This is a genomic window from Stappia sp., assembly GCF_048261845.1.
Taxonomy (GTDB): Bacteria; Pseudomonadota; Alphaproteobacteria; order Rhizobiales; family Stappiaceae; genus Stappia.
This window is the reverse complement of record NZ_JBLXFR010000009.1, coordinates 16391-33517: the sequence shown is the minus strand read 5'-3', so window position 1 is coordinate 33517 and position 17127 is coordinate 16391. Positions and strand designations below refer to the sequence as shown.

The window sequence follows — 17127 nt, the reverse complement described above, 5'->3', positions numbered from 1 at the left end:
CGATGGCCGCAAGACTTTATCGTGCCGGCGGGTTTGTCGCCGATGACTGGCTGATGCTCGGTGACGAGGACGCGGTGCCGGAAACGGGGCGCGTCATCCTGCCGCTCGCGCGGTTCCTGGAACTGGCCGGAGCGGGGCGCGCTGAGCCGCGTTTCGCGGTGCTGGTGAAGGCCCACGAAGACCCGCAGGACCTTGCCGCATATCTTCCCGGATTGGAGCTGGTGGCGGTCGCGTTCGAGAAGTTCTCGGACGGACGTGGTTATTCGACGGCCCGCCTGCTGCGCCAACGTCTCGGTTTCACGGGCGAGGTCCGGGCGGTTGGCGATGTGCTGCTCGACCAGATTCCGCTGATGCGGCGCGTCGGCTTCGACAGTTTCGCCGTCTCCAACGAGCCGACGATCCGGGCGCTCGAGGCTGGTCATGATGTTGGCGTGCCTCTATACCTTCAACCCTCGGAGCGCTCCGACGAGGTGCCCGCCGGTGCCAGGTACTGGGCGCGGCGCCCGTCCGGTGCGCAGCTTTCCTGATGCCGGAACACGGTCAGGCGGCTATTCTGGCGCGCGACACGCTCCATGGATGTTCCCAGACAGACTTGAGGATGAAGCGGATGAATGTGGTCAATCTTGCCGGCGATCTTGCGGACGCCGTTCCTGCTGGTGCCACCGCCGAGACGGTGACCGAAGTCCAGCACTATACGGACGACCTGTTTCGTTTCCGCATGACGCGGCCGGCAAGTTTCCGCTTCCGGTCCGGGGAATTCGTGATGATCGGCCTGGCAACCGGCGAGAAGCCGGTGTTCAGGGCCTATTCCATCGCGTCGCCGTCCTGGGACGAGGAGCTTGAGTTCTTCTCCATCAAGGTGCCCGACGGCCCGCTGACCCAGCATCTGCAGAAGATCAAGGTCGGCGACAAGGTCCTGATGAAGAAGAAGCCGACCGGAACGCTTGTCAACGACGCGCTGATCACCGGCAAGCGCCTCTACATGTTCTCGACCGGCACGGGTTTCGCGCCCTTCGCCAGTCTCATTCGCGACCCGGAGACCTACGAGAAGTTCGACGAGGTGATCGTCACCCATTCCTGCCGTTTCGTCCCGGAACTCGCCTATTCGAAGGAAACAGTGGCCGCGACCAGGGAAGATCCGCTGATCGGCGAATACGCCGCCGAGCGCTTGCGGCTCTTTACGTCGACGACCCGGGAACCTTACGAAACCATGGGCCGCATCACCACGCTGATCGAAAACGGCGAGCTTTTCCGGAAGCTTGGCGTGCCGCCGCTCGATCCTGCCGTCGACAGGGCGATGATCTGCGGGTCGATGGCCATGCTGAAGGACACCAAGGCATTGCTCGAGGCCGCCGGCCTGACCGAGGGTGCCAACAACCGGCCGGCCGAGTTCGTGATCGAGCGCGCCTTCGTCGGCTGATGCCGCTGAGGCACGCTTGCACTGGGCCCCGGTGCCTGACATGAGTGTCGACACGCGCGATACCATGAGGGGTTCCATGAACGAACGTGATGATGGGGAACTGGCAACGGACGGCACCCGGCAGGATGCGGTCCGTGTGATCGACCGGAAGACCCTTTTCGAGGGGTTTGGCAGCTACCGTGAAATGACGGTCGAACACACAACCGCGGATGGCGGCACGCAAACCATCTCGCGCGAATACCAGACCCGCACGGATGTGGTCGCAATCCTCCCCTATGATCCGGTACGCCGTGTGGCGACGCTGGCGCGGCAATTGCGGGTCCCGCTTTTTGCTCGCGGAGATCACGCCGGCTACCTCACCGAGGTTCCGGCAGGGCATATCGATGCCGGCGAGGATGCGCAGGCGGCCGCCCGAAGGGAGGTGGCGGAAGAAGTCGGCATCTCGGTTCGGGAGATGGTGCATGTCGGCGATGTTTTCGCCTCTCCCGGCGCGATGACCGAAAAGCTGAGCCTGTATCTGGGAGCCTATGGTGCCGGCGACCGTGTTTCCGGCGGCGGCGGCCTTGCCGACGAAGGCGAGGATATCGTGGTGCTGGAACGCCCCCTGGCCGAACTTGCCGCGCTCGTAAGTGCCGGCGAGATCGCCGATGCCAAGACGATGCTGCTGGTTCAGGCGCTGCAGTTGCGCCATCCGGAGCTTTTCTCGTAACCTGCGCCCCCCGCCCGCAAACCTCGAGGAACTGCCCATGCCGATGAACCGTGTCGTGCGTCTCGTCAACCGTCCTGCCCCCGGTCTCGTGAGCCCGGACTGTTTCGAGATCCGTGACGAGGCGGTGCCCGAACCCGGCGAGGGCGAGTTCCGCGTCCGTGCGCAATATGTTTCGCTCGATCCGGCGATGCGCGGCTGGGTCAACGACGGGCGCTCCTATGTGCCACCGGTGGGTCTTGGCGACGTCATGCGCGCCTTTTCCGCCGGAACGGTCGAGGCATCCCGCCATCCGGATTTTCATGAGGGCGATGCCGTTGTCGGCCTGTTCGGGGCGCAGACTCACGCGATTTCCGACGGCAAGGGCGTCCAGCGGGCGGATACATCCATCGCGCCGCTGCAAACCTGGATCGGTGGTCTCGGCATGCCGGGCCTGACGGCCTATTTCGGGCTGCTGCGCGTTGCCGAGGCGAAGGAGGGCGACACGGTCGTCGTCTCCGCTGCGTCGGGTGCCGTCGGTTCGATCGTCGGACAGATCGCGAGGATCAAGGGGTGCCGGGCTGTCGGTATCGCCGGCGGCACCGAGAAATGCCGCGCCCTTGTCGAGGAGGACGGTTTCGACGCGGCTGTCGACTACAAGGCGGGCAATCTCGCCGCCGACCTTGCCGCTGCCTGCCCGGACGGCATTGATGTCGATTTCGAGAATGTCGGCGGGCCGATCCTTGACGCGGTGCTTCCCCTGATGAACCCGTTTGGCCGGATCGCTGTCTGCGGGCTGATCTCCGCCTATACGGCCACCACTCCGCCGCCGGGACCCGCCAATCTCCGGTTCCTGCTGACCATGCGGCTCAGGATGCAGGGCTTCATCGTCTTCGACTTCGCACGCGAAAACCCGATCGCGCTGGCCGACCTGTCCCAATGGATCGTTCAGGAAAAGCTTCGTTTCCGCGAGGATGTCCGTGACGGCGGCATTGATGCCTTCCCCGAGACGCTGAACCTTCTCTATACGGGCGGGAACTTCGGCAAGCTCAGCCTCAGGGTCTGATCCAGCCGCGTGTTCCGCCATCGTGCTGACAAGAACGCGCGGCCAAATCGGCCTTGCCTGTGATCGTTGAGGCTGGGGGAGACGCGATGCGTCGGAGCGTTGTTGGCAATGTCAGACTTGGTGCGGCCGTTCTGGCCGGTGCGGTGGGCGTGTGGGCCGGCCTGACGGGACCCGCCGCCGCGTCCCTCGACAGCTGTGTCGCCGCGATCCGGGCGCAGGCGATCAAGGCGGGGGTGAGCCGGCCGACCGTCGAGGCCGCCTTGCAGGGCGTTGCCTATGACGAGAAGGCGGTGCGGTTCTCGACGAGCCAGCCCGAATACAAGACCCCGATCTGGGATTATCTTGCCTTCCTCGTCGATGAAGCGCGCATCGAGGACGGCCGGGCGATGCTGAAGCGTCATGCGACGACCCTTGCCAATGTCGAGAAACGATATGGCGTCGATCGCCATATCGTGGTCGCCGTCTGGGGTGTGGAGAGCGATTACGGCCAGTTCAGGGGGGATTTTCACGTCCCGCACGCGCTTGCCAATGTCGCCTGCGCCGGACGCCGCGCCAAGTATTTCCGTTCGGAACTGATCGAGATCCTGAAGATCGTCGACCGCAAGGACGTCCGTCTGTCCGATCTCCAGGGATCCTGGGCGGGGGCGTTTGGCCAGACCCAGTTCATGCCGTCCACCTACCGGCGCCTCGCCGTCGATTTCGACGGCGATGGCCGCAAGGACCTCGTCAACTCGGTGCCGGACGCGCTTGCCTCCACCGCCAACTACCTCAAGAAGGCCGGCTGGGTCACCGGCATGCCCTGGGGCTACGAGGTGAAGCTGCCGAAGGGCTACAGCGGTCCGTCCGGGCGAAAGACGCGGGCAAGTGTCACGGCATGGGGCAAACGCGGGATCCGCCATCTCGATGGCGGCGAGCTGGTCGGTGACGCAGATGCGGGACTGTTGCTGCCGGCAGGCGCGGAGGGACCGGCCTTCCTCGTCTTCAAGAATTTCAACGCGATCTATTCCTACAATGTCGCCGAGAGCTACGCGCTGGCCATCTCGCACCTCGCCGACCGGCTGCGCGGGGGAGGGGCCTTCAAGGTCGACTGGCCGACCTCCGATCCCGGACTGTCCCGGGCCGAGCGGCTTGAACTGCAAAAGCTGCTGCTGCGCGCCGGATACGACATCGGTGAGGCCGATGGCAGGGTGGGTGCGGCAACGCGGGAGGGAATCCGGCAGGCGGAAGCCCGTTTCGGTTTTCCCCCGACCGGTCGTCCGGGCCAGCGGATCTACAAGGCGCTGGGGGGCAGATAGCACGCAGCCGGCCTGTCCTCAAACGGCTGCTTGCCGCGATCAGCTCTCCGGCTTGCCGGGAATACCCTTGTAGGCATCCGTTCCCCAGATCTTCTTGACCTGCTTGTCGCGGCCGCAGGACCAGCGGTAGTAGGTGTAGCGGCGCGGCGAGCGCTCGTAGAAATCCTGGTGATAGTCTTCCGCGGGATAGAAGACACCGGCGGGCAGGACCGGAGTGACGATTTCTGTGCCGAGCTGCGTTGCCGCCTCCGCCTTCCGTGCCTCGGCCACCTGCTGCTGCTTGTCGTCCTGCGTGAAGATTGCCGTGCGGTAGGACGCGCCGCGGTCGCAGAACTGGCCGCCGTCGTCGGTCGGGTCGACGCTTCTCAGAAGTGCGGACACAAGATCCGCGTAGCTGACCCTGTCCGGGTCGAACCTGACGCGTACCGCCTCAAAGTGGCCGGTGTCGCCGCCTGTTACCTGCTTGTAGGTCGGGTCCTGCGTATGGCCGCCGGTGTAACCGGACACGGTCTCGACAACGCCGGGGATCTTGTCGAAGTCGGCCTCGACGCACCAGAAGCAGCCTCCGGCGAAAACAGCGGTCTCAGCGTCCGCCGCGCGCGCCATGCCTCCCCCGCCGAGCTGCAGCATGAGAGCGACAATGGCGGGCACCGCCAGCGTCCGGGCATGCCGCCGGCATCCGGCTGGTCCGCGCCTTGTGCGTCTGCTGGCTTGCATGGTCGTCTCCCGTTTGATGCCTCTTTTCATCCGGGGAGTTTGGTGCAACCGGGCTTGCGATCAAGCGTCATCGACTTCACATCCTCGGGATGTGGAAATGGACATGAGCTGATTGCCGGGTCCCGGGCCATCGGCTACGGTCCGGCAACGCTTGCAATCATATGACAAATGGGAGCGCGGGCCTTGCAGACGAACATCACCCATTATGAGGCTGTGATTGACGGCAAAGTGGCCGCCTCGGTCACCGGTGGCCGCATCGAGATGGTCTGCCCGAGCGACGGCGAGGTCTTCGCGACCGTCCCTCGTTGCGACGCGGCTGATGTCGGCCGGGCGGTCGTGGCAGCGCGCCGCGCCTTTGACGAGGGCGGATGGCCGGCAACGCCGGCTGTCGAGCGTGGCCGGATCCTGTCGCGGCTTTCAACGCTGATCCGCGAGAACGAGGATGAACTGGCCGCGCTGGAGTCCCGGGACACGGGCAAGCCGCTCAGGCAGGGCCGGGCGGACATCGTCGCTGCCGCGCGCTATTTCGAGTTCTATGGCGGGGCCGCGGACAAGGTGACCGGCGAGACGCTGCCTGTTCAGACCGGCTTCCTGGCCATGACCTTGCGCGAACCGCATGGCGTTGTCGGCTCGGTGGTGCCGTGGAACTACCCGGCGCAGATCATGGCGCGCGTTGCCGGTGCCGCGCTTGCCATGGGCAACACCCTGGTGATGAAGCCGGCCGAGGATGCCTGCCTTTCCGTTGTCAGGATCGCCGAGCTGGCGCTTGAGGCAGGTTTGCCAGCCGGTGTGTGGAACGTGGTCACGGGCCTTGGCGAGGAGGCGGGAGCGGCGCTTTCGAACCATCCGGGCCTCGATTTTCTCACCTTCACCGGCTCGCCCGAGGTCGGAACGCTGATCCAGACCGCGGCGGCGAAGAACCATATCGGCTGTACTCTGGAGCTTGGAGGCAAGTCGCCCCAGATCCTCTTCGCCGATGCGGATCTCGAGGCTGCGCTGCCGGTTGTCCTCAATGCCATCATCCAGAATTGCGGCCAGACCTGTTCCGCCGGCAGCCGCTTGCTCGTCGAGGCAAGCCACCTCGACACGGTCGTCGAGCGGTTGCGCCAGAGCTTTCGGTCGCTCGTCAGCGGGCCGCATGACCGCGATCTCGATCTTGGGCCGCTGATCAACGCCGCACAGGCACGCCGGGTTGCCGGCTTTGCGGAAGATGCGGCGAAGGCCGGGGTGCCGCTTATCGCGGAAGGGACGGTGGCGCCGGACAGCCCGCAAAACGGGTTCTATGTTCCCGCGCGGATTTACGGCCCGGTTCCGCTCGATGCACGTTTGGCGCGGGAGGAGGTCTTCGGTCCGGTTCTCGCGGTTATCCCGTTTCGCGACGAAGCCGAAGCGGTGCGGATCGCCAATGGCACGGAATACGGGCTTGTGGCGGGTGTCTGGACCCGAGACGCGGCGCGGGCGATGCGCGTTGCGCGGGCGGTGCGCTCGGGCCAGGTCTTCATCAACGGTTATGGCGCGGGCGGCGGTGTCGAGCTTCCCTTCGGCGGATTCAAGAAGTCCGGCCATGGTCGCGAAAAGGGTTTCGAGGCCCTGCGCGAATTCTCGGCGCTGAAGACCATCGTCGTCAATCACGGTTGAGCGCAGGCTATCGGGTGCCGGAAGGAGCGTCGGGAATGAGTGGAAGACTTGAGGGCAAGGTCGCAGTCGTGACCGGCGCGGGATCCGGGTTCGGCGAGGGCATCGCCAGGCGGTTTGCCGGGGAAGGCGCCAGTGTTGTCGTCGCCGACATCAACGGCGAGGCGGCGGAGCGGGTCGCGGCGGAGATCGGCCCGGCTGCGCGCGGCGTGCGGGCCGACGTCGCCGTCATGGCGGATGTCCGGGAAATGTGCGCAGCGGCCGGGACTTTCGGCGGCCTCGATATCCTGGTCAACAATGCCGGCTATACCCATCGCAACGGCTCGATGCTGGATATCGACGAGGAGATGTTCGACCGCATCCTCGCGGTGAACGCCAAGGCGATCTACCTCGCGGCCCTGGTTGCCGTTCCCATGATGCGCGAGCGCGGTGGCGGGTCGATCATCAACACGGCGTCGACCGCGGGACTGCGCCCGCGCCCCGGTCTGACCTGGTACAACGCCTCCAAGGGCTGGGCGATCACCGCCAGCAAATCCATGGCGGTGGAACTGGCGCCGGACAATATCCGCGTCAACGCGCTCTGCCCTGTCGCCGGCGAAACCGGCATGCTGCATCTCTTCATGGGAGAGGATACGCCGGAGAAGCGGGCGCAATTCCAGGCGTCGATCCCGCTCGGCCGGCTCTCGCGGCCCGACGACATGGCCGGGGCGGCACTGTGGCTTGCCTCCGACGAGGCAGCCTTCATCACCGGTGTGGCGCTGGAAGTGGATGGCGGTCGCTGCGTTTGAGCGGTTCCCCGCCGGCGCATCCTGATGTCAGGAGGCGACCGTCCGGTTGCGGCCGCCATGCTTGGCCTCATAGAGGCGCATGTCGGCAATCCTGAGAGCGGCATGGAGGTTCGCCTCGGTGCCGCTTGATACGCCCACGCTGATCGTCACCGGGCCGAGCGATTTCAGCGCCCCGTTGGGGCCGGTGATTTCGGCCAACTGGCTTCTCACCTTGTTGATGAAGGCAACGCAATCCGCCTCGGAAAGATCCGGGAGAAGCACACAGAACTCGTCGCCACCCAGACGGGCCGGAAAACCTCGGCCTGGGCAGGTATCGCGGAGTATGCCGCCGAACAGGCGGATCAACTCGTCGCCCTGCTCGTGCCCGTGAAGGTCGTTTACGGATTTGAACTTGTCGATGTCGATTGCAGCGACCGATACGATGTTCCCGCTGCGCCGACTGCGGTCGAACAGGGCGCTGCCTTCCGAAAACAGGTGACGACGGTTGGACAGGCCGCTCAGCGCGTCCCCGTGAGCCATCGTCGAGAGCGTCCGGATACGATCGAGCATGTCGAGGTTCTGTGAAATCCTCAGCATGAACTCTTCCGGTGTGCAGGCCTTGGGCAGGAAGTCATTGGCACCGGACTTCAGGAACCGTGCGATGATCTCGGGTCCGGCCTGGCCCGAAAGACCGATGACGGCCAGTTCATTCATGCCGTGACGTCCCCGGATCGCACGTAGAACCTCGAAGCCGTCGACGCTCGGCAGGACATAGTCGAGAACCACCAGTCGCAGGTTCTCGATCTTGTCGAGCATCTCGATCGCGGTCTGATGGTTCGACGCCGTATGCACACGCAACTGGTAAAGCGACAGGCGACGGACAATCACCTCGGTATCGACCCGGCTGTCGTCGACAACAAGCGCATCGATATCGCGGTTGGCGCAGACCCGTTGCACGAGGGTCGTCAGATAGGTGAGGCTGGCCGGGCTGTCCTTCAGGATATAATCGACGATACCCTTGTTGAGCAGGGTGTGGCGCAGTGTCTGGTCGAACCGCCCCGAAAACACGATGGTTGGCAGGTTCGCAGCGAGTGTCACGTCGACGATCTCGCCGTCAGGGGCATCGGGAAGCGTGAGATCGACCAGTGCGACGACCGGATTGAAATCGGGCCTGGCGAGCAGGGCCTCGGCCTCGGCGCGGTTGGTGGCGGACACAACCTCGAGCCCGTGAAGTTCGCTGAGTTGGCGGCGGATGACGCGCTCGAAGAACGAGGTGTCCTCTACAAGCAATACTTGTCCCATATGCCTTTGGTCCAAATCGCGTCCCGGGAACCGATAGAATTGCGCAACAGGGGTAAAGGAAGCGTTTACCGAATATCGTTTGGTGCCCTGCGGTCAATTGCGGGTCTGGCAGAAATTAGCGCAAGGAAAGACGGCGGGGTTGTTTTGGAAACTTGGCGGAGCGAGCGGCAATTGCCCGCTCCGCCGGATTTTCGGCAACGGTATCAGGCAGGAACCGTCAGCTTCGCCTTGGTGCTCGCCAACACCTCTTCGGCAGTGACGCCGCTGGCAAGTTCGACCAGCGTCAAGCCGTCTTCCGTCACGTCGAAGACGCCGAGATTGGTGATGATGCGGTCGACGCAGCGCACTCCCGTCAGCGGCAGGGTGCATTCCTCGAGCAGCTTCGGATCACCGCCTTTCGAGGTGTGGTCCATGATCACCACGACGCGCTTGACGCCGGCGACCAGGTCCATCGCGCCGCCCATGCCCTTGACCATCTTGCCCGGGATCATCCAGTTGGCGAGGTCACCTTTTTCGGACACTTCCATGGCGCCGAGGATCGACAGGTCGATATGGCCGCCGCGGATCATGCCGAAACTGTCGGCCGAGGAGAAATAGCTCGTCTGCGGCAGTTCCGTGATCGTCTGCTTGCCGGCGTTGATGAGGTCGGGATCGACCTCGTCGTCGGTCGGGAAGGGACCCATGCCGAGCATGCCGTTCTCGGACTGGAGCGTGACGTGCACGCCCTGGGGAATGTAGTTGGAAACCAGCGTCGGAATTCCGATGCCGAGGTTGACGTAGAAACCGTCCTCCAGCTCCTGCGCGGCGCGCTGAGCCATCTCGTCGCGAGTCCAGGCCATGTCTGTTCTCCTTGTGCTCAGGCGGTGCGGGTGGTGCGCTTCTCGATCCGCTTCTCGTGCTGGCCGAGAATGATGCGGTCGACGAAGATGCCAGGCGTATGGATGTTGTCCGGATCGAGCTCCCCAATCTCGACAATCTCTTCCACTTCGACCAGCGTCTTGCGGCCGGCCGTGGCCATCATCGGATTGAAGTTGCGGGCGGTCTTCCGGTAGATCAGGTTGCCTTCCTTGTCGGCCTTCCACGCCTTGACCAGGGAAACGTCGGCGACCAGGCCGGTTTCCATGATGTATGTCTCGCCGTTGAAATCCTTGTGCTCCTTGCCCTCGGCAATCAGCGTGCCGACGCCGGTCTTGGTGTAGAAGCCCGGGATACCGGCGCCGCCGGCGCGAATACGCTCGGCAAGCGTGCCTTGCGGGTTGAACTCAAGCTGAAGCTCGCCGTTCAGATACTGCCGTTCGAAGGTCGCGTTCTCGCCGACATAGGACGAGATCATCTTGCTGATCTGGCGTGTCTGGAGGAGCAGGCCGAGACCGAAGTCGTCGACGCCGGCATTGTTCGATATGGCGGTGATATCCTTGGCGCCGCTGTCGCGAAGGGCTGAGATCAGGTTCTCCGGAATGCCGCAAAGGCCGAAGCCGCCGGCCATCACAACCATTCCGTCGAACGTCAGCCCCTCAAGCGCGGCGGCCGCGTCGGGGTAGATTTTACTCATGGGCATCTCCTCGCATCAGCGTCTCCATGCAATCGGTTGCATCCGCCGGTCGCTTGGGTTTCGGGCACAGGCCCGCCTGGCAATATGAACCGTTCGTCAGGCGACCTGTGATAGCGTCCTTGGGATATCTTCTCAAGCGCGATGCGACACGCGAGGCTTTTCATGCGCGCGGACCTTGAACCCGCGCGTCAGACCTCCTATCCCGGTAGGCAAGCAAGAAGGCGGGCGTTCGAGGCGGTCCGGCGCATGATCGCACGTGCCGTTCGTGACCACCGCCAACTCCTTGCCGACATCGCCGAATTCACCAGCGCCGGAACCGGATTGCATCATGAAGCGCCTCCTGGCGAGCCTGATCATAGTGCTTGTTCTCTTTGCGGCTGCGGGCATTGCAGGGTTCGCGCTGGTGTCAAGCGACCGCGCGCGCGTGCGCGTGGAGAGCGAACTGGCGAATTGGCTCGATGTATCGGTTCGGGTGGGCGCGGCGCCGCGCGCCACCATCGCCTCCGGTCCCGGTCTCGTCCTGCGCAACGTCCGCCTGCAAAGCCTGGATGGCGCATGGTCGGTCGATGCGGATCGGATCGACATCCAGGTCGATGTCTACGCCCTCCTCCTGGGCGAGGTTCGCATGTCGGCCATCGCGGTTTCGGGCGCGCGGGTGCGTGCCGCCTCGCCGGCAGCCCCGGCGCGCCTTGCAGATGCCGGCCGGCTCGGCATCGAGTTCCGGCGCCTCCTCAAGCATCCGGTTTCCCTGTCTGGCGGCGCTGTATTCTTCGGGGAGGAGGACCGTCCGCGCTGGCGGGAGGTTACCTTGCGCGCCACGCCCAACGGTGCGGGCGCCACCATCCGCGGTTCGCTGACGGCCACGGACCAGGCGATCGAGTTCGGTGTCAGTCTTGCAGACAAGGCGATCCTTGCGGGGGAGGGCAGCGGCCGCATTTCCATTTCTGTTGCCGCACCGCTTGCATCGCTGCGTGTCGACGGCGAGGTCCGTCCCGCCGGTTCAGGACGCATCGAGGGAAAGGTCGAGTTCTCGGCCAGCGATCTGCGTGGTCTCGCCGCCCGTTTCGGCAGGGAGCTTGCCGGCGACGCCGCGTTCGGCGCGGCACGGTTGACGGGCACGGGTTCCGTTTCGCTTGCGGGAATCGATCTCGACACGGCGAGCCTTGAACTCGACGGCAATGTCGGAGAGGGGCGTCTCGGCCTGGACACAGGAGGCGATCGGGCGCGCATGGACGGCACGCTGGCCTTCGAACGCTTCGACATGTCCGTCTACGCAAGGGAATTCGGCGAGCTGCTGGGCGTTGCCGCACATGGCGCGCCGGGCGGCGCCTGGCGTCGGTGGCCGTTGCAGGACGTGTTGAGCCAGTTCGATCTGGATCTGCGCCTCTCGGCCACGCAACTCGTCCTGGGACCGCTCTCGGGCGGTCCGGGCGGCTTGTCGCTGCGACTGCGTGAGGGCGACTTGTCGCTTGACCTGAGCGAGACGGCGGTTGCCGGGGGGACGGTCGAAATGGCTGGCCGGTTGAAGCCGGACCGGGAGAGCGGCCTTCTGCAGTTCTCGATGAAGATGATTGCCGACAATCTCGCGGCCGAGACGCTGCCGCGTCCCGAAGCGTTGCCGGAAATCCTTTCCGGCCGCGTCGGCGGACGGCTTGAGCGCGTGGGGCAGGGCGCGAGCGTCGAGGAGGTGCTGGCCTCTGCCAGTACCATGGCCAGTATCGTGCTGGCCGATGCCCGCTTCAGGGGGGGCGAACCGGCTGCCCTGTTCCAGCGTCTGACCGGCAACGGTGACACGCCCGAACCCGGTTCCGGGGTCTTCGAGAGGATCGACATCCAGGGGGATGTCGGGGAGGCCGCGATGCGTCTCGACCGGGTGACAGCGGAAACGGCAGGCCACGTGCTGACGGCGAGCGGTCGCATGTCGCTCCCGGACATGGCGCTCTCACTGCGCGGCTACCTGACGAAGCGCCCGGTCAAAGCGCCCGGGGGGGAGGGGCCGGGTGACGGCTCCGGAACACCTGGCGGCGCGGAACGCGATCCGCAAACGCCGGTGCTCTTGCGAGGCACCCTCGGGGAGCCGCGTCTTCTTCCCGACCTGATGCGCCGCGACGACGCTTTCCGTCGCTGATCTTCCCCTGACGGTTGCGAACTTGCGCAAACGCGACATGACGACATGGAAGCTGTCGCCGGCCTGCTCGCCGGCGCGGGCCCGACGCCGGATGAGCGTGTCCGCCATCGGGTTCGCACCCGGCAGCGGGCGCTTCCCGATATCATCCTCGGTTCAATGATCGTGCTGCCGGTCCGGCTGGTGTTCTGCCTCTTTCGCCCGCCGCGCGGCTGAGGTCGTTTCAGATCTGGGCTTCCGCCTGACGCATGTCGCGGGCCCTGGCCGCCTCCTGACGTCTCGTCATGATCGAGGCGAAGACCACCACGATGGTCACCAGCCCAACAAGAATGGTGCAGACGGCGTTGATCTCGGGCGTCACGCCGAGACGGACCTGCGAATAGATTTTCATCGGCAGCGTTGTCGCTTCCGGCCCGGTGGTGAAGCTGGCGATCACGAGATCGTCGAGCGACAGGGTGAAGGCCAGCATCCAGCCGGCCACGACACCCGGCAGGATGATCGGCAAGGTGACGGCAAAAAAGGTGCGAAAAGGCGGGCAGCCGAGATCCTGCGCCGCCTCTTCCAGCGACCGGTCGAAACCGGCCAGTCGCGACTGCACGACGACGGCGACGTAACACATGGCGAAGGTCGTGTGGGCGATGGTGATCGTCCAGAAGCCGCGCGCCTGGTCGATGGCGACGAAGAGCAGCAGCAGTGACAGGCCGAGAATGACTTCCGGCATGACCAGCGGCGCGTAGACCATGCCGGAAAAGAGCGTGCGACCCGGAAACCGGCCGGAACGCGCCAGAACGAGCGCGGCCAGCGTGCCCAGAACGGTGGCGATCGTGGCGGAAAAGAAGGCGACGCGGGCCGTCACCCAGGCGGCATCCAGAAGCTGCTGGTTGTCGAGAAGCCCGGCATACCAGCGTGTCGAGAAACCGCCCCAGACCGTGACCAGGCGCGATTCATTGAAGGAATAAATGACGAGCAGGACGATCGGCAGGTAGAGGAACGCAAAGCCCAGAACCAGCGACGTCACGTTGAACCAGCTTGGGCCCTGACGCATCAGCTCAAGCCTCCCGGTATTGCGGTCGTCATCGTCGTCACAGGCCTCTCTCCGCCGCCTTCTGCTGCTGGTTCTGGAAGAGCACGATCGGCACCACCAGGATGAGCAGCAGGATCACCGCGACGGCTGACGAGACCGGCCAGTCGCGATTGTTGAAGAATTCTGTCCACAACGTCTTGCCGATCATCAGCGTTTCCGACCCGCCAAGCAGGTCGGGAATGACGAACTCGCCGACGGCAGGGATGAAGACCAGGAAGCAGCCGGCCAATACGCCGGGCAGGGCCAGCGGCACCGTGATCGACCAGAAGCTGCGCCATGGCGGGCAGCCGAGGTCGGCCGCCGCTTCCAGGAGGCTCGTGTCGAGTTTTTCCAGGTTGGCGTAGAGCGGCAGCACCAGGAAGGGCAGGTAGGAATAGACGATGCCGATATAGACGGCGATGTTGGTGTTGAGGATCGTCAGCGGCTGGTCGATCACACCCAGAAAAAGCAGAAACTGGTTCAGCAGGCCCTCGTTCTTGAGGATGCCGATCCACGCATAGACGCGGATCAGGAAGCTCGTCCAGAACGGCAGGATGACCAGCATCAGCAGCGTGGCCCGCCATTCCTTCGGAGCCCGCGCCATGCCGTAGGCCAGCGGAAATCCGACGATCAGCGTGATCAGAGTGGAGATCGCCGCGATGGAAACACTGGAGAGGTAGGATTTCCAGTAAAGGTCGTCCTCCGTCAGCCAGATGTAATTGTCGAAGGAGAAGGCCCCGAGCATCTCGGTGAACCCCGCCCAGCCCGCGGCCGGGTCGAAATTCGGAATGTAGGGCGGGATCGCGACCGCGATTTCCGACAGCGATATCTTGAAGACGATGAAGAACGGCGCGAGGAAGAAGACCAGAAGCCAGGCATAGGGGATGGCAACCAGCAGCCATCCGCCCGCGCCGCGTCGGGGCTTTGCCTGTGGCGCGGCAGCCGTATCGCTCATCCCGCTCTCCTCGTCGTTCCGTTTCGCGCGGCCGTGCCGCCGCGCCGGTCAGCCTCGTCAGCGGGTCAGCACGACACCCGCATCAGCATCCCATGAAAGCCAAACCTCGTCGTCCCAGCTCATCGGCCGTTCCACCACCCGCGAGTGGTTGGCGACTGTCGCCCGGACGGTTTCCTCGTTGGCGATATGCGTATGGTAGATCGAGACGTCGCCAAGATAGGCGATGTCCCAGACCTCGCCCTTCAGCGCGTTGACCCGGCTCTCCGGTTCCTCGAAGGAAATTCGCACCTTTTCCGGGCGTATTGCGAACCAGACCGTGTCGCCGATGCCCGCGTCGACCGCCTGGGATATCTCGATGTCGCAGCCGAAGACCGGTGCATGCAGCCGGGAAACATCCCCCTCGCGCGCCGTCAGCTTGCATTCCATCAGGTTGATGTCGCCGATGAAGTCGGCGACGAAACGGGAGTTCGGCAGCTCGTAGATTTCCGCCGGCGTCGCGATCTGGACGATGCGGCCCTTGTCCATGACCGCGATCCGGTCGGCCATCGTCATCGCTTCCTCCTGGTCGTGGGTGACGATCAGGAAGGTCATGCCGAGCTCGTATTGCAGGTCGGTGAGCTCGAACTGGGTTTCCTCGCGCAGTTTGCGGTCAAGCGCGCCGAGCGGCTCGTCGAGCAGCAGCACCTTCGGCTTCTTGGCAAGCGAGCGGGCCAGCGCGACGCGTTGCCGCTGGCCGCCGGACAGCTGGTGCGGCTTGCGCCTGGCGAAGTCCTGCAGCTTGACCAGTTTCAGCATTTCCTCGACACGCCCGGCGATCTCGGCCTTCGGCATGCCTTCCTGCTTCAGGCCGAAGGCCACATTCGCCTCCACGCTCATATGCGGGAACAGCGCATAGGACTGGAACATCATGTTGACCGGCCGCTTGTAGGGCGGCACGCCGGCAAGGTTCTGTCCGTCGAGGAAGATTTCGCCGCCGTTGGGCGTCTCGAAACCGGCGAGCATGCGCATCATCGTCGTCTTGCCGCAGCCGGAGCCGCCGAGCAGGGCGAAGAACTCGCGTTCGTAGATTTTCAGGCTGAGGTTGTCGACCGCGGTAAAGTCGCCGAACGTCTTGGTGACGTTTCGAAATTCAATATAGGGCTGCGCTTGCGGGTCGTCCCAGGGTGCGAAGTCGCGGCGCACCGGCCCGATCGGTTTCTTTGCCAAGATCTGCCCCCTGCCTCGTCGGACGATCAGGGACCGGCCGCATCCGGCGGCCAGTCCCCGACGGTCATGTTACTGACCGGTCTTGACCTTGGTCCATTCGCGGGTGCGGGACCGCATTGCCTTGGGCGACTTGGTCGTGGTGCTGAAGAGCTTCTCGACCGTCTCCTCGGTCGGGTAGATCGCGGGATCCTCGAGCACTTCCTTGTCGACGAAGGCCTGGCTCGCCTTGTTGCCGTTGGCGTAGAAGACGTAGTTGGTGGCCTTGGCGACAACCTCCGGCTTCATGATGAAGTTGAGGAAGGCATGCGCTTCGTCAACATGCGGCGCGTCGGCGGGGATCGCCATGTTGTCGAACCACATCATCGCGCCTTCCTTGGGGATGACATAGGCGACGGTAACGCCATTGTCGGCCTCGGATGCGCGGTCGCGCGCCTGCAGCACGTCACCCGACCAGCCGACGGCGAGACAGATGTCGCCATTGGCGAGTGCGTTGATGTATTCGGATGAGTGGAATTTCTGGATATAGGGCCGGATGGTGAGCAGAAGTTCCGCCGCCTTCTCGAAATCCTCGGGGTTGCTGCTGTCAGGGTCGAGGCCGAGATAATTGAGTGCGGCGGGGAAGATCTCGTCCGCCGTATCGAGCAGGTGGACGCCGCAATCGGCGAACTTGGAAATGACTTCCGGCTTGAAGATCATGTCCCAGCTGTCGAGCGGCGCGTCGGGCATCCGCTCCTTGATCTTCTCCACATTGTAGCCGAACCCGGTGGTGCCCCACATGTAGTTGATGGCGTGCTCGTTGCCCGGGTCGAATTTCTCGATGCGGCCCATGATCTGCGGCCACATGTTCTCAAGGTTCGGCAGCTTCGACTTGTCCAGCTTCTGGAACACGCCGGCCTGGATCTGGCGCCCGAGGAACGTGCCGGTCGGCACGACGACGTCGTAGCCGGTACCTCCGGCCAGGAGCTTGGTCTCCAGCATCTCGTTGCTGTCGAAGACGTCATAGACGACCTTGATGCCGGTTTCCTTGGTGAACTCCTCGAGCACGGACTCGTCGATATAGTCCGACCAGTTGAAGACCCGAACGGTGCGCTCCTGCGCGGCGAGCCCTGTTGCCGCGACCGCGCCGATCAGCGCGACGCTTGCGAATAGAAACTTCTTCATCTGTCCCTCCGTCTGGCCCTGTTCCGGCGCGTCATCTTGCGCGCCGTGTTTGCGATTGTCTTGTCATTTGCAGCAGCGCCGCGTGCTGCGGGAACTGCTGTTTCCGGACGCGCCTTGCGCGCCATGGCATTCTGTCGCCAGCCTAGAAGCGATGACCCGCCCCCTCAAGGGGAGGAGC

General features: G+C 64.4%; 18 protein-coding genes. 9 read left to right on the top strand and 9 right to left on the bottom strand.

Going from position 1 to position 17127, the window contains the following annotated elements; all coding sequences use genetic code 11:
* The first annotated feature begins 2 nt into the window (after positions 1-2).
* The 5 genes from ACN0T5_RS05975 to ACN0T5_RS05955 all read left to right on the top strand — a co-directional run bounded on the left by ACN0T5_RS05975 (position 3) and on the right by ACN0T5_RS05955 (position 4466).
* Positions 3-527: a DUF934 domain-containing protein gene (locus ACN0T5_RS05975; protein WP_417767711.1), complete on the top strand. Its 525-nt coding sequence runs from the start codon at positions 3-5 to the stop codon at positions 525-527.
* Between the two features lie 80 nt (positions 528-607).
* A complete protein-coding gene (locus ACN0T5_RS05970) occupies positions 608-1420 on the top strand; it encodes a ferredoxin--NADP reductase (protein WP_417767710.1) in 813 nt (270 codons plus the stop codon).
* A gap of 76 nt (positions 1421-1496) precedes the next feature.
* The gene (locus tag ACN0T5_RS05965) at positions 1497-2129 is read left to right on the top strand and encodes an NUDIX domain-containing protein (RefSeq protein WP_417767709.1); all 633 of its coding nucleotides are present in this window, start codon (positions 1497-1499) and stop codon (positions 2127-2129) included.
* A gap of 37 nt (positions 2130-2166) precedes the next feature.
* Positions 2167-3171 carry an NADP-dependent oxidoreductase gene (locus ACN0T5_RS05960; RefSeq protein ID WP_417767708.1) on the top strand — a complete coding sequence of 335 codons (1005 nt, stop codon included), beginning with the start codon at positions 2167-2169 and terminating at the stop codon, positions 3169-3171.
* Positions 3172-3257: 86 nt separating this feature from the next.
* A complete protein-coding gene (locus ACN0T5_RS05955; RefSeq protein ID WP_417767707.1) occupies positions 3258-4466 on the top strand; it encodes a lytic murein transglycosylase in 1209 nt (402 codons plus the stop codon).
* 39 nt (positions 4467-4505) lie between these two features.
* Here ACN0T5_RS05955 and msrA read toward each other — a convergent pair whose 3' ends face one another.
* The gene (gene msrA / locus ACN0T5_RS05950) at positions 4506-5096 is read right to left on the bottom strand and encodes a peptide-methionine (S)-S-oxide reductase MsrA (protein WP_417767780.1); all 591 of its coding nucleotides are present in this window, start codon (positions 5094-5096) and stop codon (positions 4506-4508) included.
* Positions 5097-5351: 255 nt separating this feature from the next.
* On the opposite strand from msrA, the gene ACN0T5_RS05945 reads away from it, so the two are divergent.
* On the top strand, positions 5352-6821 hold the full coding sequence (locus tag ACN0T5_RS05945; protein WP_417767706.1) for an aldehyde dehydrogenase family protein: 1470 nt from the start codon (positions 5352-5354) through the stop codon (positions 6819-6821).
* A 35-nt stretch (positions 6822-6856) separates the two neighbouring features.
* Positions 6857-7606, top strand: a complete 750-nt coding sequence (locus ACN0T5_RS05940) for an SDR family oxidoreductase (RefSeq protein WP_417767705.1) — start codon at positions 6857-6859, stop codon at positions 7604-7606.
* Positions 7607-7633: 27 nt separating this feature from the next.
* On the opposite strand, the gene ACN0T5_RS05935 is transcribed toward ACN0T5_RS05940, so the two are convergent.
* The 4 genes from ACN0T5_RS05935 to ACN0T5_RS05920 form a co-directional block, all read right to left on the bottom strand.
* Positions 7634-8887, bottom strand: coding sequence for a diguanylate cyclase (locus tag ACN0T5_RS05935; protein ID WP_417767704.1), 1254 nt, complete (start codon positions 8885-8887; stop codon positions 7634-7636).
* 203 nt (positions 8888-9090) lie between these two features.
* Positions 9091-9726 carry a CoA transferase subunit B gene (locus ACN0T5_RS05930; RefSeq protein ID WP_417767703.1) on the bottom strand — a complete coding sequence of 212 codons (636 nt, stop codon included), beginning with the start codon at positions 9724-9726 and terminating at the stop codon, positions 9091-9093.
* A gap of 17 nt (positions 9727-9743) precedes the next feature.
* Positions 9744-10439: a CoA transferase subunit A gene (locus ACN0T5_RS05925; protein WP_417767702.1), complete on the bottom strand. Its 696-nt coding sequence runs from the start codon at positions 10437-10439 to the stop codon at positions 9744-9746.
* A 132-nt stretch (positions 10440-10571) separates the two neighbouring features.
* The gene (locus ACN0T5_RS05920; protein WP_417767701.1) at positions 10572-10769 is read right to left on the bottom strand and encodes a hypothetical protein; all 198 of its coding nucleotides are present in this window, start codon (positions 10767-10769) and stop codon (positions 10572-10574) included.
* Here ACN0T5_RS05920 and ACN0T5_RS05915 point away from each other — a divergent pair.
* Complete coding sequence (locus tag ACN0T5_RS05915) at positions 10768-12567, top strand: hypothetical protein (RefSeq protein ID WP_417767700.1); 1800 nt, start codon at positions 10768-10770, stop codon at positions 12565-12567. The two genes, ACN0T5_RS05920 and ACN0T5_RS05915, sit on opposite strands and share 2 nt — an antisense overlap.
* Positions 12568-12612: 45 nt before the next feature.
* On the top strand, positions 12613-12780 hold the full coding sequence (locus tag ACN0T5_RS05910; protein ID WP_417767699.1) for a hypothetical protein: 168 nt from the start codon (positions 12613-12615) through the stop codon (positions 12778-12780).
* A gap of 7 nt (positions 12781-12787) precedes the next feature.
* Here ACN0T5_RS05910 and ACN0T5_RS05905 read toward each other — a convergent pair whose 3' ends face one another.
* From ACN0T5_RS05905 to ACN0T5_RS05890, 4 genes are all read right to left on the bottom strand, one after another.
* Positions 12788-13609: an ABC transporter permease gene (locus ACN0T5_RS05905; RefSeq protein WP_417767698.1), complete on the bottom strand. Its 822-nt coding sequence runs from the start codon at positions 13607-13609 to the stop codon at positions 12788-12790.
* A 37-nt stretch (positions 13610-13646) separates the two neighbouring features.
* Entirely contained in the window at positions 13647-14582 is a 936-nt protein-coding gene (locus tag ACN0T5_RS05900) for an ABC transporter permease subunit (protein WP_417767697.1), read from the bottom strand.
* A gap of 57 nt (positions 14583-14639) precedes the next feature.
* On the bottom strand, positions 14640-15788 hold the full coding sequence (locus tag ACN0T5_RS05895; protein ID WP_417767696.1) for an ABC transporter ATP-binding protein: 1149 nt from the start codon (positions 15786-15788) through the stop codon (positions 14640-14642).
* A gap of 69 nt (positions 15789-15857) precedes the next feature.
* On the bottom strand, positions 15858-16949 hold the full coding sequence (locus ACN0T5_RS05890) for a polyamine ABC transporter substrate-binding protein (protein WP_417767695.1): 1092 nt from the start codon (positions 16947-16949) through the stop codon (positions 15858-15860).
* Between the last annotated feature and the right edge of the window lie 178 nt (positions 16950-17127).